Genomic DNA, 14,398 nt, shown 5'->3' with positions numbered 1-14,398 from the left:
GGAGGGGTCGTCACCACCGTCGGCGGACGGTCGCCTTGCCACCGGTCACCAGGCTCGCCGGCGGAACGTCTTCGGCCACGACCGCGCCGGCGGCGACCACGGCGTCGCGGCCGATGCTGACGCCGGGCAGGATCGTGGCCCCGGCGCCGATCCACACGTTCTCCGCGACGTCGATGGGCGCACCGGTGAGGTACAGCTTGCGCTCCCCGGGATCGACCGGGTGGCCGCTGGTGATGAAGGTGACCTTCGGGCCGATCATCACGCGCTCGCCGAGCCGGATGCCGGCGTAGTCCAGGAACGTGCAGTTCTGGTTGATGAACACGCGCTCGGCGAGGTCGAGGTTGAGGCCGTGGTCGGTGTAGAAGGGCGGGTAGATCGTGACTCCCGGCGGCAGCGGCTTGCCGAGGATCCGCTCGAACAGTTTCGCCTTGCCGGCCTCGTCCTCGAAAGGTAAGGCGTTCAGGCGGGAGGTGAGTTCGGTGACCCGCAGGACCCTCTCGGCCATGGCCTGGAACTCGGCGCTGTGGATGCGCATCAGACGGTCGCCGGACATGTCACGGTCCTTCCGGTGTAGCGGTGGCGGAGGCTCGCAGGGAGACCAGTTTCAGGGGTGTTCGCGGAGGCGGGAGCGAAGGTGGCCAAGAGCGTTTCGCGGCGGGCGCCACGGACACCCCCGCTTCGGCGCCCCGGGGCGTGTCGCGAAAGTGCGTGCGGTGGCGGACGTGCCGTAGTACTCCTGGAGGATCCCGGAGTTCAGTTCCGTTCCCGCTTGGAGTCGTCGATGGCCGTTCGTCGTGTCGTGCCCAACATCCAGTCGGAGGCCGTACAGGAGAGCCGGGAGTTCTACGGCCTGCTGGGGTTCGAGGAGGTCATGAACCACGGTTGGATCGTGACGCTCGCTTCCCCGTCCAACCCGGCGGGGCAGGTCAGCCTCGTGACCGGCGACAAGACCGCCCCCGTCACCCCCGACATGAGTGTCGAGGTGGACGACGTGGACACGGCCTATGCGGTCATGCGGGACAGCGGTGCGGAGATCGTTCACCCCCTGCGGGACGAGGAGTGGGGTGTTCGGCGGTTCCTCGTCCGCGACCCCAACGGCCGCGTGGTCAACGTGCTGGGCCACCGCTGACGCCGGCCCTGCGCGAGCAGCGCGGTCACCGGCACCGGCGCGGTCACCGGCTGGGAGCGCATCCGCAGCCCCGGACGACTGCGAGCGGCTGTGACGAAGCCGTCGGGTCAGCGGCCGCGCGTACCGGTACCGACGACCGCGAGTACCGCGTCGGCCAGTTCCCCGGCGGGCCGCCCGTCGCCCGCGTCGATGCGGTCGAGCCCCAGCCTGTCGACGGCTTCCAGCATGAGCGCCTGGTAGCGCTCGGTGCGGGTCAGGAACCTGTCCATCAGCAGGCGTTCCCCGGCTGTCGCCCCGTCGTGGTGACCGGCCGCGTGCACCCGGGCGCACAGGACGGCGTCGTCCGTGGTGAGCCACACGGCGGCCGTGCGCGGGGCCGCCAGCTCCGCGACCCGGACGGGCCAGAGCGCCGAACCCTCCAGGACGAGGCCCGCCTCGGTGTCGCCTCTCGTGGCGCGGTCGCACGCGGTGGTGCCCTACGTTCTGTGTCATGGCCGTTCGATGGGGGACGTTCGTCTTGTTCGCACTCGGTGTGGCGAGGCTGAGCTGGGGGATCGCGGACTGGATCGACGCCGCCGACTGCGCGGCGGGGGAGCGGTACTGCGACACGGAACCGGGGAAGCGGGAGCACAACGGCAGGAACATGCTCCTGGTCTTCGGCGGGTTCCTGACCCTGTTCCCGGGCACCGTCCTGGTCGAACGCGCGCAGGACTGGCGACCCGCGCTCGGCCTGCCCGTGGGCGCGCTCATCGGCAGCGCGATCGCCCTGTCCATCGACCGGGAGCCGGGCATCTGGATCCTGGTGTGCGTGCTTCCGGCCGTCTGCGCGGCCCTGTCGTTCGCACTTCGTATGCTGGTGGCCCCGCAGGCCGGGGCCGGGCGCCCCTCCTCGCCCGGCTGACCTCGCCATAGGGGCCTCCGCGCCGTCCCGACGGGCCCCTGTTCGATCCGTTGCGGCAGACCAGGGCAGGCGGGCGGTCCGTGCTCACCTTCCCGGGCGGTAGCCGTCGTAGTCGTTCCATCCGGCGGTCCGGTCCAGTTCCTCCCAGGTGGGCCAGACCGCGCCCGTCGCCTGTCGGACGAGTTCGCCGGGCAGGCCGAACGGCGGGGCCTTGTGCGGTTTGGCGAGGGCCTGGCCGACGATCGCGTCGCGGAGGACGGCCGCCGCGTGCAGACGGGGCAGCGCGGCGTGGACGCGTTCGGTGTGGCCGGGCGGGAGGGTGTGCGGGTCGTCGATGCCGAGGTCCAGCGCGGCCCCCGCCGTCACCAGGGCGATCTCCGGGCGCTTGCGCATCGCGAGGTCGTGGTGGAGGTGGAGGGCGATCGCGTCCCAGACGATCTCGACCCGGTCGGCGGGCATCCCGCGCTCGGTGAGGAATCGGGCGGCCAGGTCGGCGCCGTCGAGGTCGAAGGACTGGTCGCCGTCACCTTCCGGGGTGAGCCCCGCGTCGTGCAGGACGCAGCCCAGGAAGAGGAGTTCGTCGTCGTAGTCGCGGCCGGGCAGCAGGCCGCGCCGCTCACCGGAGGCGCGCCCGTGGAGGTAGGTCCTCAGGCTGTGGTTGAAGATCGCCGGGTGCTCGGTCCGCTTCGCGTGGTGGAGGGCCTCCAGCGCCAGCGCGGTGCGCGGCAGGGGCAGTTCCTCGTAAGGGTCCGTCATGTCATCCCTCCTGGGTGCCGGATGTCGGGGGCGGGGCGGGGGCCTTGTGGATGCGGCGCAGGGCGAGCAGTCCGCCGACGCCGGGGACGAGGGCGTACCACCGCGCGCCCGTGCCGGCGGCGGTCGTGGCCTGCCAGGTGGCGGCGATGACGAGCAGGTACGCGGTGCCGTGCAGCGGGCCGGCGAGCGAGGTGACCGGCCGCGCGTGGACGGTGAGCAGGTTGGCCAGCAGCACGGCCAGGGTGGCGGCCTCGGCGCCGGCGGCGATCCGCAGGGTGCGCACGGCTCTCACGCCCCCGTGGTGGAGCCGGGGCGGACGATCATCAGGACGACGACGACCGCCCACAGCAGGTTGAAGGCGCCGGTGAGCATGGACAGCCGGGCCGCCGCCGAGCGCGCCCCTCCGTCGTCCGCAGCGTCGCCCGCAGCGTCGTCCGCAGCCGTGTGCGCCCCCGCACCGCCCGCCGGCCGGAGCATCCGCCGCTGGCCGGGAACGATCGCCAGGACCAGGACGGCCGCGGCGATCGCGGTCAGGACGAGCGAGGCGATCAGCCAGGCGTCGGTGAGGACGCCGAGCTGCGCGCCCGTGGCGATTCCGAAGACCGGTACGGCGATGCCGGCGACGGCGTAGCCCCGGCAGATCCGGTGCAGGAACGCGGCGATCCACGCGTCCCTCCCCTCCCCCGGCTCCCCGGGCGCGGCGGCCGAGGCGGCGGCCTGCCGCGCGTGGCGCGGGAAGAGGGAGGCGGCGACGGTGATCGGCCCGATCACCACGATCGCCGCCAGGACGTGGACGGACAGCAGCACCTTGGTCACCGCGGTCTCCTCACCCCGATGATGGATATGTTGGCTGCCAATACATAGCACGCCTATGCATCCGTTGTGTAGGCTGTCTACTCATGAAGGCCGACGCCGTACGCGGACATCTGGACGGACTGCTGCTGGCCGTGCTGGAGCCGGGACCGCTGCACGGGTACGCGATCATCACCGCCGTACAGCGGCGCAGCGCGGGCGCGCTCGAACTGCGCACCGGCACGGTCTACCCCGCGCTGAACCGCCTGGAGCGCACCGGACTGCTGCGCAGCAGCTGGGACTCCACCGGCGAGCGGAAGCGGCGCCGCTACGAACTCACCGACGCCGGGCGGCGCGCGCTGGCCGAGGAGCGGTCGGCCTGGCAGGCGTTCACCGCGGCGATCGGCTCCGTCCTGGAGCCCGCCCCGCGCCCCGGGCACGCCGGATGAGCGGCCCCGGACGGCGGACCGGCCCCACCGGGACGTACGCCGGGACGTATGCCGAGGGACACGCCGACGAGTACGCCGAGGCGCTGGCGTCCGCCCTGCGCGGCCCGGCCCGCGCCAAGGCCCGGCTGGTGGCGGAGGTACGCGACGGCCTCGCCGAAACGGTGGCCGCGTACGCCGCCGAAGGGCTGCCCCACGACCTCGCCGTCCGGCGGGCCGTACGGGAGTTCGGCACCGTGGCGGAGGTGGCGCCCTCCTGCCAGCGGGAGCTGACCGTCGCCCAGGTCCGCCACACCGCCCGGGCCGTCGCCCTGGCCGCCCCGCTGCTGACCGTCTGCTGGTACCTGTTCCTGGCCACCGGACACGGCGGCCAACTGCCCCTTCCCACGCGCCTGCTGGCTTTCCCCCTGGCCGGGTTCGCGGCCGCCGCCGCACTGCTCGCGGCGACCGCGCTGGCCGCCACCGGCCCCCTCGCCCGGCGGCTGCCCACCCCGCGCCGGCTCCCCCGGGCGACCGCCTGGGCCGGCACCACGGCCGGCGTCTGCCTGGGCATGTCCGCGCTCACCCTCGCCGCGTCCTCACCCCTGTCGGGCAACTGGCCGGTGGTCGCGCTCGCGGGCGCCCTCGCCGCCGTGCTCCACACCGTGGTGGCGTCCTCCGCCCGCGCCTGCCGCGACTGCGCCCGCGCATAGCCGGCCCTCCGGCGGCGTCCGCAACTCCGTTCCCCCGGTGCCCCTTTCGTGCCGTTCGTCGCCGAAAGCGAGAAGTCGACACATCTCCTTCCCAGACTTGGGGGAGCGGGCCGCCCGGCCCGTGTGCACCGCATCGACCGCAAGTGACCGCAAGTGACCGCAAGCGAAAGACGGCCGACAGTCTGCCGGCCCTGGCCGACAAGGGCTGCATCGGTGTCGGCACCGGCATCCTCATCCCCCGTCCGCCGCCCAAGGACCAGTCCGAGCAAGCACTCTGCGCGGACACCCGTACCTTCAACACACTCATACGCAGCGTCCGGACTCTGGGTGAACGCACCGCCGCCGAACTCAAGCAACGCCGGCGCACGTTGCGGCACACCACCCTCAGCCCCAGCCGCATCGGTGACGTCGCCCGCGCGGCCCTGGTCCTCAACACAATCCGGAAGTGATCACCGTTGAGAAACCTCAGTCATCGAGAAGTGCAACCGACTGCCGCGACGGGACGACCCGGAGATCAAATGATATTACGCATTTTATATTTCCATGCGTCCAGCCGGTTGCACTCCGGGAATCTTACGGTAGGCGGCGCCCAATCTTTTCCCAGGTGCCGCGTTGCCATCTCCTCCAGATTGACCCTCACGTTCGAGCCCCAGTCCTTCGAGATCGCTCGACACGTCAGGTATTTAAAGATCGGATCGCCTGCACGAATTCCCACACCGTATGATTCAACCGTGCCACCGAGTTGAATTACGTACCCTTTCCTCGCCTCTTCGCCCTCTCCGTCAAAATAATAATCGTTCGCCTGATTGAGGCCGGCAAGGATGATTTCATCCGTCATGACGACAAGGACGTCGGCATCATCCCAGCATTTCTGATACGAGGACTCCGTTTTGTGGTCGATCGCCTTCTCTTTCAGGTAATCTTCCGACGTCGATCCGATGACTGTGCAAATCTGCCCTGGGTCGTACCTCTCTGCAATGTCTTCAACGCCCTTTACTGCGGCAGCACCTTCCTCCGTTTCCCACACCAGCGCGGACAGCCTTGTCTTGAAATACGGGCCGACGAAATCAAGTGGCACACTGTGCCGCTTGGCCTCCTCTGCCTGAGGTCCGTCCATAGTCCAGGTGGCCACGACGAAATCCACCCTGCCACCTTGGAGTTCCGTGTCACGGTCGTCCGTGGTCACGTAGACGAATTCCACAGATTGACGGGGGAATCCAAGACTCGCGGCGATGTTGTACGCCAAGTCGATCTCGAACCCCTGCCATTCTCCGGTCTCCGTCCTCTCGGAGAGACCCGGCTGATCACCCTTAATTCCGACCCTGATGAAACCTCTGTTGTGGATTTGCTGAAGCTCAGGGGAGTCTTCGGGCGAGACGGATAACACCATGTATCCACCGAAAAGCAGGGCCAGGACAGCTGCCGGGAGCCCCACACGGCGGACGGCCTTCCGCCGCATCACCGGAACCGGTTTGCCGCCCGAAGTATGCGCAGATCGCACGGGAGCCTCGCCCGCCCTTGAGGTGGCAGGCGTGGGTGACGGCGGTGGTGAATTTCCCATGCCGCTGGTCTCGGATGTTGGCCCCTGCTGCGCAGGAACAGCCGTCAGGGGAATATCGTCGGAAGCGGCGTAAGCAGCGTTCTTGATGAACGGGGCACGGTCCAGGTGGTCGCGGCACTGCTTCGACGGCCGAGGTCTGTTCCTGTGCGTGAGCTCCTTGCTCACCTGGCGGAAGATACTGTCGAGGTCAAGGTAACGAGGCAGGCCGGGGATCCCGTTGCGTAGTACAGCGATCAACGCGCCGGTGAACGCGGTGAATTCCTCTCCTGGCGGTGAGATCGCTGTGGCGGTCTCGCTTGCCGCAGCGAGGACATAAGTTCCCGAAACCTCAAAAAGGACGCCTTCGGACTGCAGTCCGAAGGCTCGGGCGGCGTAGCAGCAGTCGAGGATGACGATGCGCCGCTCGGCGCGGCTTTTCTCGATGTGCTCCTTTATCCAGGTGTACGGGACTGCGGTGTCGTGCACGGATTCCCGCTCGCTGCTCCGCACAGCCAAGTGATAGTGCCCGGACCAGTCGATCAACCCGTGGCCTGCGTAGTACACCAGCAGGGTGTCGGTTGCCTCCTTGGCGGCCTCCTCCACGACGCGCGAGAGATCGCGGGGCGATGCCGGGTCACGAAGGACGGTGCAGTTCGCGACAGGAAGGTTCCAGGCGGCGGTGATGAGATCGGCCAGGACCTCGACGTTGCGGCGCGTCGTCGGTAGCGGGTGAAGTTCGTTGAACCGTCCAGCGCCGATCAGCACGATGCGGGTACCCGAGGGGTTTGGCAGACCCGTGCTCGCAAGGGGGGTCGTCGATTCGCGGTCGTCGGGGGCTGGGGGCTGCTTCGTGGAGGTCATCCTTCGAGAAGGCGCCGGATCATCGCCTCGGCCTCCTCTCTGGAAGCATCACCGGGAATCTCGGTCTGCTCTCCCGCGACCCGCATGATGATGGCTTCGGGCGGGCTGGGGCGGCTGGCTCGCCAGGAAGCGATGGACACGGCCAGCGAAGCAGCGCTGAACCCACTGCTGACCAGCAGCGTGATCAGATCCAGTAGATCGCCCTGCTGTCCGGGAATCGCCGGCCGGGCTGATCCCCGTACAACCTGCGCATGACGGCGCACGGCCGAGTCCACCTCAAGCCAACGGCCCAGCAAGCGGAGCTCGTCTCCGGCTCCGCCGCCGCTGCACTGAACAACTATCTCCAAAGTAACCCCCGATTCATGATGGAGCGTCAAGTATAGGGAGCACAGGGGAAGTTGGCGGGGAAACGGAAATCGATGTGGGCCAGGACGCGCCGACCGCGTGATTAGGCACGTCGCCGATGCCCGCGCCTGCTCGGGGCACCAGCCCCAGGGTCTTTGCGTGTAGTCGATCTGTTCCGTTGATCGCGTGATTCCGAGGGCTGTCAGGGGTCGTTGTGGGTCGCGGGCGATGTAGCGGCAGGCGGCAGCGAGGTTGGCGTGGTCGTCCCGGTGGAGCACACCGATGGCAAGGGCTGCGGAGGCTGGCCATTACGCGGGGCAGGCTGCCGGTTCGGGTGATGGAGGCGCCCTCGGCGAACGTGGTGCCGCGCACCTGATGGAGCTGGTTCTCGATCTTTCAGTGTCCTCGGATCCAGCTGGCGAGTTGTTCGCCCGTGGCGGCGCCGAGTGGGAGGCTGGTGACGAAGTGGAGCCGCTGGATTGTGATCTCTTTGCTGGTCAGGTCCTTGCGCCGGCACATGACGCGCCGGACCTGGCGGGCGCCGGGGTAGTCGAGATACCGGAAGGCGACCGTCTTGAGGTGCCGGATCTCAAGCCGCCCCAGGCCTGTGGTGCGGTCTTTGTGGTCCAGGCTGATGTCGCTCCACGGCAGTTTCCTCAACTGCTCGAGCAGACCGGGGTGGTTGCCTTTTACGACGGCGATGTAGTGGGGGCCGTGTTCGCGCAGCCAGTGAGGTTTTCTCAGCGAAGTTCACCGCCATATGTTGTTGAGGACGAGGGCGGCCCGAGCGATGGCTCCGATGCGGCTGGGGCTGACCGTCACAGGCTGCAGAGCACACCGGCGCTGTTTGAGTTAGGCCACGGCGTGCTCGCCGGTCGCGGGGACGCCGCACAGCAGCCGTTTGTGGGCGCGGGTGCCCGCTGCCAGGAGGGGGGCGATGTCGGGGTGCGGGCGGAAGGGTGTGTGCACGCCGATGCCGGCACCGGTGTAACCGACATCGTCCAGGGCCGGCGGGCCGCGGCGTACAGCGCGGACAGGGCGTGGAGGCGGGGGAGCCCGTACCCGCGCGGCATGCCGATGCACGGAACGTTCAACCCCGCCCCTGGGCTGCGCTTCTTTCCGAGAGAGGCAGACGCCCGGCCGGGCTACACCCCGGCCGGGCGGGTCGCGGGGCCGCGGAAGGTGGCGCGGTAGCCGGTGGGGGTGACGCCGAGGGCGCGCTGCATGTGCTGGCGCAGCGAGGCGGCCGTGCCGAAGCCGGTGTCGGCGGCGACCCGGTCGACGGACAGGTCGGTCTCCTCCAGCAGTTGCCGGGCCCGCTCGATGCGCTGCCGGTTCAGCCACTGGACGGCGGTGATGCCCACCTCCTCCTTGAAGCGGCGGGTGAAGGTGCGCACGCTCATCGACTCGCGCGCCGCCAGTTCGGCCAGCGTGATCGGCCGGTCCAGGTGCTCCAGCGCCCAGGCGCGGGCCGCGCCGGTGGAGGAGTGGCGCGGCTCGGCGACGGGCCGGGGGATGTACTGGGCCTGCCCGCCGTCGCGGTGCGGCGGTACGACCGTGCTGCGGGCCGCCCGGTTGGCGACGGCCGCGCCGTGGTCGCGGCGGATCATGTGCAGGCACAGGTCGATCCCGGCGGCCTCGCCGGCGGAGGTGAGCACGTCGCCCTCGTCGGTGTAGAGGACGTTGGGGTCCAGCCGTACGGCCGGGTGGAGCCGCCGGAAGTGCTCGGCGGACTTCCAGTGGGTGGTGGCCCGGCGGCCGTCGAGGAGCCCGGCGGCGGCCAGGACGAAGGCGCCGGTGCAGACCGAGGCGATCCGGGTGCCCGGCCGGATGCGGGCGAGGGCGCCGGTGAGCGGGGCGGGCAGCCGCCCGCCGGGGTACGTCTCGTCCTCCTCGTGGCTGGCCGGGACGATCACCGTCCCGGCCTCGGCCAGCGCCTGCGGGCCGTGCCCGACCAGGACGGGGAAGTCGGCGTCGGTGCGGACCGTGCCGGGCTCGGTCGCGCAGGTCACGACCTCGTACAGCGGTGTGCCCGAGGCCGACTCGGCAGCGCGGAACAGCTGGTGGACCAGGCCCAGTTCCATCGGCAGCACCCCGTGGCGGACCAGGACCGCCACCCGGTGCCGTTCCGGGTGCGTGAAGACGTCCATGGCCAGATCCTTTCAGATGTCGGCCATCGGGCCACTCGTTCGGGTCGGCCGGTCCGAACAGCATCGGGGGCATGACGCACACGATCCGCACCACCGACACCGAGGACGCCCGTACCGCCCAGGCCCCGCCCGCCGCCCGTGGGCGGCGCGTGCACCGGGCCTGGTGGGTCGCCGCCGTGGCCGCGCTGGCCGTCATGGGCGCGGGCGCCTTCGCCACCATGCCCGGTCTGCTGGTCGAGCCGCTGCACCGCGACCCGGGCTGGTCACGGGGCTCCATCGGCCTGGCGGTCTGGGTGAACATGGCGGCCGGCGGGCTGGTCGCGCCCTTCGCCACCGCGCTCATGGGCCGCTTCGGGCTGCGTCGCGTCGCCGCCGCCGCGCTGGCGGCCGTCGCCGTCGGCGCGGCGCTCACCACGGTCATGACCCAGCCCTGGCAACTGGTCCTCTACTGGGGCCTGCTGGTGGGGCTGGGCTGCGGTTCCGTGGCGATGGGATTCGCGGCCGTGGTGGTGGAGCGGTGGTTCACCGCCCGGCGCGGCCTGGTCACCGGCCTGCTGACGGCGGCGAGCGTCTTCGGCCAGTTCGTCTTCATGCCGCTGCTGTCCTGGTCGATCGAGCGGTACCAGTGGCGCCCGACCACCGTGACGGTCGCGCTGGTGGCGCTCGCCCTGGTCCCGCTGGCCGGGCTGCTGCTGCGCGACCACCCCGCCGATCTCGGCCTGCGCCCCTACGGCGCACGGGAGTACGTCCCGCGCCCGGCGCCGGCTCCGGGCGCGGCCCGCCACGCGCTGCGGGTGCTGCGCTCGGCGGCCCGTACCCGCCCGTTCTGGCTGCTGGCGGGCACCTTCGCCATCTGCGGCGCGTCCACCAACGGGATCATGTGGAGCGGTTTCGTGCCCGCCGCCCACGACCACGGGATGCCGCCCACCGTCGCGGCCTCGCTGCTCGCGCTCATCGGGGTCTTCAACGTGGCGGGCACGGTCGTCTCCGGCTGGCTCACCGACCGCCACGACCCGCGCCTGCTCCTGGCGCTGTACTACGGGATGCGCGGGGTCTCGCTACTGCTCCTGCCCTCCCTCCTGGGGCCCGAGGCCCACTGGCCGCTGATCGTCTTCGTGGTCTTCTTCGGGCTGCTCGACGTGGCCACCGTCCCGCCGACGATCGCCCTGACGGCCGTCCGCGGGATCTACGGGGAGGGAAGCGGTGCGATCGTCTTCGGCTGGACGCTCGCCTTCCATCAACTCGGCGCCGGGGTGATGGCGTTCGCCGGCGGCGCCCTGCGCGACGCCCTGGGCTCCTACGACGCGGCCTGGATCGTCTCCGGCGCGCTGTGCGCGGTCGCCGCCGTGCTGGCCCCGGCGATCGGCAAGCCGGGCCGGGCTCCGCGTACGGCTCGGCGCACGGAGCCGCGGCCGTGAGCGCCGGGGCGGTCACCGTGCGGGCCCCGGAGCGCGCGACGGGGCGCACCGCGGGACGCCGTAGGACAGATCCACAATCCGTTCGTAACTTTTCCGCTCACCGGCAGATATGCACGGCGAACGGCGAACGGCCGTGACCGGATGAGGACGAGAGGAGAAGCACGGTGAGGCGGAACCGGACGACGCGCGGGTGCGTGGTGGTGGCGGGGGCGGCCGTGGTGGCGGTCGCGCTGCCGGGCGGCGCCGCGCCGGCGTGGGCCGACGAGACCCACCGCGGATCGCACAACGGGCCGACCGTCGCGCTGATCTCCACGGGGCAGATCGACGACCCGATGGAGGACGTGCTGGAGCACGCCGCGCTCGTCCAGCGGGACCACCACACGGGCTGAGCCCGCATCCGACACCGGCTCCGGGGTGAGGGAGCCGGCCCTGCCCGGTGGGTTCGGACGGAGCCGGGCGGGGCCGTCGCGCCGGAGGCGGCGGAGGCCGGGGCACGCACCGCCCCCCGGCCTCCCGGCTGCCTTGGGCCGGGTGGGACCGGTCCGAGGCAGCCGAGAGCCCGGCGGAAGGCGGCTGTGGGGGCCGCTCTTCCGCCGGGCCGGTGCTGCTCCGAGGCGTCGGACGTCGGGCGCGGGGCCCGGCGGGCAGGGGGTGTCCGTCAGGCGCGGACCTTCATGCGTTCCACGGCGGCGACACCCGCCGCGGCCAGGCCGATCTGGATGAGCAGCTCGATCCAGTCGACGCCGCCGGTGTCCGCGACACCGAGGCCGGCCGCGATGAACGTACCGATCAGGGCTGCGACGATACCGACCACGATCGTCCACAGGACGCCGATGCGCTGGCGGCCCGGCAGGACCAGCCGCCCCAGCACACCGACGATGACGCCGATGACGATCGCGGTGATGATGCCGGTTATCTCCATGACTTCACCCTTTCGGGTCGGTTTCCTCACCTCCTCCTTCCCGGTCCCGGCCCACGCACACGCGGACATGCCAAGCCGTCAAAAGGCGGCGGTCCGGCCCGGCCCCCGATAAGGGGGCCGGGCCGGACCGCCGCACCGCCGGATCCCGCTCAGGCGCCGATGCCGCGCCCGTCCTCGCGCCAGACGGCGACGACCGACGGGCGGACGACCTTGCCCGGCCCGTCGGGCCAGGCCGAGGCGGGCTGCTCGTAGCTGGCGCCGTCCACCTCGCCCGGGTGCTGCACCGCGACCAGCACCCGGCGGTCCTGGATGATCGGGCCGCAGGTCTCGGCGCCGACGGGCACCGTGAGGAACTGCCGCACCTCACCGCGCCGTCCGCCCGCCGTGGCCACGCCGAACAGGCCGTCGTTGGAGCCCAGCGCGTTGCCGTCCGTGGAGATCCACAGGTTGCCGTAGTCGTCGAAGGCGAGGTTGTCCGGGCAGGAGATCGGGCTGACCTGGTCCTTGGGGAAGCCGGCGAAGTAGGTGGAGGGGTCCTCCGGGTCGCCGCAGACCAGGAACAGGCGCCAGGCGAAGCCGTCGGCCGCCGGGTCGTCCCAGTGCTCGGCCAGCTCCAGCACCTGGCCGTGCTTGTTGGCGTTGCGCGGGTTGGCCTCGTCGGCGGCCGGGTTGGAGTCGACCCCGCGCCGGGAGTTGTTGGTCAGCGCGACGTAGACGCGGCCGGTGCGCGGGCTGGGCTCGACGTCCTCGGGGCGGTCCATCTTGGTGGCGCCCACCTTGTCGGCGGCCAGCCGGGTGTGGACGTAGACCTCCTCGGCGCTCATGCCGGGGACGTGGGAGGTGGTGCCGGTGGCCAGCGGGATCCACACGCCGGAGCCGTCGAACTCGCCGTCGGAGGGGAGCTTTCCGCTGCCGTCGATCTCTGCGGCCGGGCTGTCGCCGGTCAGCTTGGCGACGTAGAGGGTGCCCTCGTCCAGCAGCGTGAGGTTGTGCTCGCGGGCGGCGCGGCTGTCGCCCTTCATCATCCGCTTTGAGGAGACGAACTTGTAGAAGTAGTCGAAGCGCTCGTCGTCGCCCATGTAGACGACCGGGCGGCCGTCGGCGGTCAGGCGGGGCTGGGCGGCCTCGTGCTTGAAGCGGCCCAGCGCGGTGCGCTTGCGCGGGACGGAGTCGGGGTCGTACGGGTCCACCTCGACGACCCAGCCGAAGCGGTTGGCCTCGTTGGGCTCCTTGGTGAGGTCGAAGCGGTCGTCGAACCGCTCCCACTTGCGCCCCGACGCGCCGCCGCTCATGCCGTACCGCCCGAGCCTGGCCTTCACCTCCGGGTCGGTGACGGAGGCGGCGTTGGCGAAGTACTGGTTGAAGTTCTCCTCGCCCGACAGCGCCGTGCCCCAGGGGGTGGTGCCGCCGGCGCAGTTGTTGAGGGTGCCCAGCACCTTGGTGCCGGTGGGGTCGGCGGAGGTCTTCAGCAGGTCGGACCCGGCGGCCGGGCCGGTGAGGCGGAACTCGCTGGTGGTGGTGAAGCGGCGGTTGAGGTGGTGGCGGGGCACGGCCGTGAGCTTCCCCGTGCGGCGGTCCTCCTCCACCACGACGACGGACAGGCCGTGCGCGGCCCAGGCGATCTCCACCTGCTCGCGCGTGGGGTTGTCACCGTCGTAGCCGGGGAACATCAGTTCCTCGTCGGTGTACTCGTGGTTGGCGAAGAGCACCTGGCGCCCGCGCTCGCCCTTGAGCGGAAGCAGGGTGAGGAAGTCGTTGTTGTAGCCGAACTGGCCGGCCTGCGCCTTCGCGCTCTGCTTCTCCGGGTCGAAGGCGGGCGCGCCGCGCAGGATCGGGTCGCCCCAGCGGATGACGACGTTCTGCGCGTAGCCCTCGGGGACGGTCACCGCGTCGGCGGTGTTCGGCGCCACGGGCGCGAAGCGCAGGCCGCGCGCCGCCCCGCGGATCTTGCCGCGCCCCTTCTCCCAGCCCTTGCCCGGCACGGCGGGGGGCTTCGCGGCGGCTTCGGGCGCCTGGCCGATACCGACCGCCGCTCCGGCGGCGGCGGTGGCACCGACGACGGCGCCGGCGCGCAGCACCGAACGGCGGGAGAGGGCGGCGGCGATGACGTCGCCGGCGTACTCGTTGCCGCTGGTGTTGGGCACCTCGTGGAAGCAGGCGTCACCGCAGCGGTAGCGGCAGGTCAGGGCGGCTCTCCCGCCGGGGTGCGAACCGATCAGCGGCAGCAGTTTGCGCATGGTCCCCTCCGGATGTTCCGTGTCTACGCGTGTCGGACGCTAGGCGCGCGGGCACGACGGGGAGCGACCTCGCGGTAAACGTAGGGTGAATCCGACCCGTGGAATCGGCAGGCCTCCCGGCGGCCGCCGGCACACCCGCCGCGGCCGGATCCGTACGGTCGCCGCACCGGCACACCCGGTGCCCGCCGGCCCCTCCCCCGCGTTTCCCC

The 14,398-nt window shown here is 71.2% G+C and carries 17 protein-coding genes and 1 pseudogene; 7 read left to right on the top strand and 11 right to left on the bottom strand.

Features of this window, described 5'->3' with window-relative positions; all coding sequences use genetic code 11:
- Nucleotides 1-10 precede the first annotated feature (10 nt).
- Complete coding sequence (locus L7D48_RS03750) at nucleotides 11-553, bottom strand: DapH/DapD/GlmU-related protein (RefSeq protein ID WP_237877343.1); 543 nt, start codon at nucleotides 551-553, stop codon at nucleotides 11-13.
- Nucleotides 554-781: 228 nt separating this feature from the next.
- On the opposite strand from L7D48_RS03750, the gene L7D48_RS03745 reads away from it, so the two are divergent.
- Nucleotides 782-1,129, top strand: coding sequence for a VOC family protein (locus L7D48_RS03745; RefSeq protein WP_237877341.1), 348 nt, complete (start codon nucleotides 782-784; stop codon nucleotides 1,127-1,129).
- A gap of 107 nt (nucleotides 1,130-1,236) precedes the next feature.
- Here L7D48_RS03745 and L7D48_RS03740 read toward each other — a convergent pair.
- Nucleotides 1,237-1,566: pseudogene (locus L7D48_RS03740) on the bottom strand (hypothetical protein); the annotation flags it as partial.
- 53 nt (nucleotides 1,567-1,619) lie between these two features.
- Here L7D48_RS03740 and L7D48_RS03735 point away from each other — a divergent pair.
- Nucleotides 1,620-2,030 carry a hypothetical protein gene (locus tag L7D48_RS03735; protein ID WP_237877339.1) on the top strand — a complete coding sequence of 137 codons (411 nt, stop codon included), beginning with the start codon at nucleotides 1,620-1,622 and terminating at the stop codon, nucleotides 2,028-2,030.
- Nucleotides 2,031-2,114: 84 nt separating this feature from the next.
- Here the strand turns inward: L7D48_RS03735 and L7D48_RS03730 are convergent, their stop codons facing one another.
- From L7D48_RS03730 to L7D48_RS03720, 3 genes are read right to left on the bottom strand one after another with little or no spacing between them, the layout of a single operon-like run.
- A complete protein-coding gene (locus L7D48_RS03730) occupies nucleotides 2,115-2,786 on the bottom strand; it encodes an HD domain-containing protein (RefSeq protein WP_237877337.1) in 672 nt (223 codons plus the stop codon).
- A gap of 1 nt (nucleotide 2,787) precedes the next feature.
- Nucleotides 2,788-3,069: a hypothetical protein gene (locus tag L7D48_RS03725; protein WP_237877377.1), complete on the bottom strand. Its 282-nt coding sequence runs from the start codon at nucleotides 3,067-3,069 to the stop codon at nucleotides 2,788-2,790.
- Nucleotides 3,070-3,074: 5 nt separating this feature from the next.
- Complete coding sequence (locus L7D48_RS03720; protein WP_237877335.1) at nucleotides 3,075-3,602, bottom strand: hypothetical protein; 528 nt, start codon at nucleotides 3,600-3,602, stop codon at nucleotides 3,075-3,077.
- Nucleotides 3,603-3,685: 83 nt separating this feature from the next.
- Between L7D48_RS03720 and L7D48_RS03715 the strand changes: the two genes are divergently transcribed.
- The 3 genes from L7D48_RS03715 (at nucleotide 3,686) to L7D48_RS03705 (ending at nucleotide 5,165) form a co-directional block, all read left to right on the top strand.
- Nucleotides 3,686-4,027 carry a PadR family transcriptional regulator gene (locus L7D48_RS03715; RefSeq protein WP_237877334.1) on the top strand — a complete coding sequence of 114 codons (342 nt, stop codon included), beginning with the start codon at nucleotides 3,686-3,688 and terminating at the stop codon, nucleotides 4,025-4,027.
- A complete protein-coding gene (locus tag L7D48_RS03710) occupies nucleotides 4,024-4,716 on the top strand; it encodes a permease prefix domain 1-containing protein (RefSeq protein WP_237877332.1) in 693 nt (230 codons plus the stop codon). Before L7D48_RS03715 ends, L7D48_RS03710 begins: the two co-directional genes overlap by 4 nt.
- A 143-nt stretch (nucleotides 4,717-4,859) precedes the next feature.
- The gene (locus L7D48_RS03705; protein ID WP_237877330.1) at nucleotides 4,860-5,165 is read left to right on the top strand and encodes a transposase family protein; all 306 of its coding nucleotides are present in this window, start codon (nucleotides 4,860-4,862) and stop codon (nucleotides 5,163-5,165) included.
- 65 nt (nucleotides 5,166-5,230) lie between these two features.
- Here the strand turns inward: L7D48_RS03705 and L7D48_RS03700 are convergent, their stop codons facing one another.
- The 4 genes from L7D48_RS03700 to L7D48_RS03685 form a co-directional block, all read right to left on the bottom strand.
- Nucleotides 5,231-7,117, bottom strand: coding sequence for a transporter substrate-binding domain-containing protein (locus tag L7D48_RS03700; protein ID WP_237877328.1), 1,887 nt, complete (start codon nucleotides 7,115-7,117; stop codon nucleotides 5,231-5,233).
- Nucleotides 7,114-7,740 carry a hypothetical protein gene (locus tag L7D48_RS29385; RefSeq protein ID WP_308312213.1) on the bottom strand — a complete coding sequence of 209 codons (627 nt, stop codon included), beginning with the start codon at nucleotides 7,738-7,740 and terminating at the stop codon, nucleotides 7,114-7,116. Before L7D48_RS29385 ends, L7D48_RS03700 begins: the two co-directional genes overlap by 4 nt.
- Before the next feature lie 118 nt (nucleotides 7,741-7,858).
- Nucleotides 7,859-8,122 (bottom strand): hypothetical protein, encoded by a 264-nt coding sequence (locus tag L7D48_RS03690; protein WP_237877324.1) that lies wholly within the window; start codon nucleotides 8,120-8,122, stop codon nucleotides 7,859-7,861.
- A gap of 485 nt (nucleotides 8,123-8,607) precedes the next feature.
- The gene (locus L7D48_RS03685; RefSeq protein WP_237877323.1) at nucleotides 8,608-9,612 is read right to left on the bottom strand and encodes a GlxA family transcriptional regulator; all 1,005 of its coding nucleotides are present in this window, start codon (nucleotides 9,610-9,612) and stop codon (nucleotides 8,608-8,610) included.
- Nucleotides 9,613-9,683: 71 nt separating this feature from the next.
- Here L7D48_RS03685 and L7D48_RS03680 point away from each other — a divergent pair, with 71 nt between their 5' ends.
- Together L7D48_RS03680 and L7D48_RS03675 are read left to right on the top strand one after the other, a co-directional pair.
- The gene (locus L7D48_RS03680; protein WP_237877321.1) at nucleotides 9,684-11,030 is read left to right on the top strand and encodes an MFS transporter; all 1,347 of its coding nucleotides are present in this window, start codon (nucleotides 9,684-9,686) and stop codon (nucleotides 11,028-11,030) included.
- 164 nt (nucleotides 11,031-11,194) lie between these two features.
- Nucleotides 11,195-11,419 carry a hypothetical protein gene (locus L7D48_RS03675; protein WP_237877319.1) on the top strand — a complete coding sequence of 75 codons (225 nt, stop codon included), beginning with the start codon at nucleotides 11,195-11,197 and terminating at the stop codon, nucleotides 11,417-11,419.
- A 269-nt stretch (nucleotides 11,420-11,688) separates the two neighbouring features.
- Here the strand turns inward: L7D48_RS03675 and L7D48_RS03670 are convergent, their stop codons facing one another.
- Nucleotides 11,689-11,952 carry a GlsB/YeaQ/YmgE family stress response membrane protein gene (locus tag L7D48_RS03670; RefSeq protein ID WP_237877317.1) on the bottom strand — a complete coding sequence of 88 codons (264 nt, stop codon included), beginning with the start codon at nucleotides 11,950-11,952 and terminating at the stop codon, nucleotides 11,689-11,691.
- Between the two features lie 149 nt (nucleotides 11,953-12,101).
- Nucleotides 12,102-14,189 (bottom strand): PhoX family phosphatase, encoded by a 2,088-nt coding sequence (locus tag L7D48_RS03665; RefSeq protein ID WP_237877315.1) that lies wholly within the window; start codon nucleotides 14,187-14,189, stop codon nucleotides 12,102-12,104.
- Nucleotides 14,190-14,398: the final 209 nt, after the last annotated feature.

Source organism: Streptomyces sp. ICN903 (genome assembly GCF_022015835.1).
Lineage (GTDB): Bacteria > Actinomycetota > Actinomycetes > Streptomycetales > Streptomycetaceae > Streptomyces > Streptomyces fenghuangensis.
Note: the sequence above shows the minus strand (reverse complement) of the source record. Positions and strands in the feature narration are given on the sequence as shown.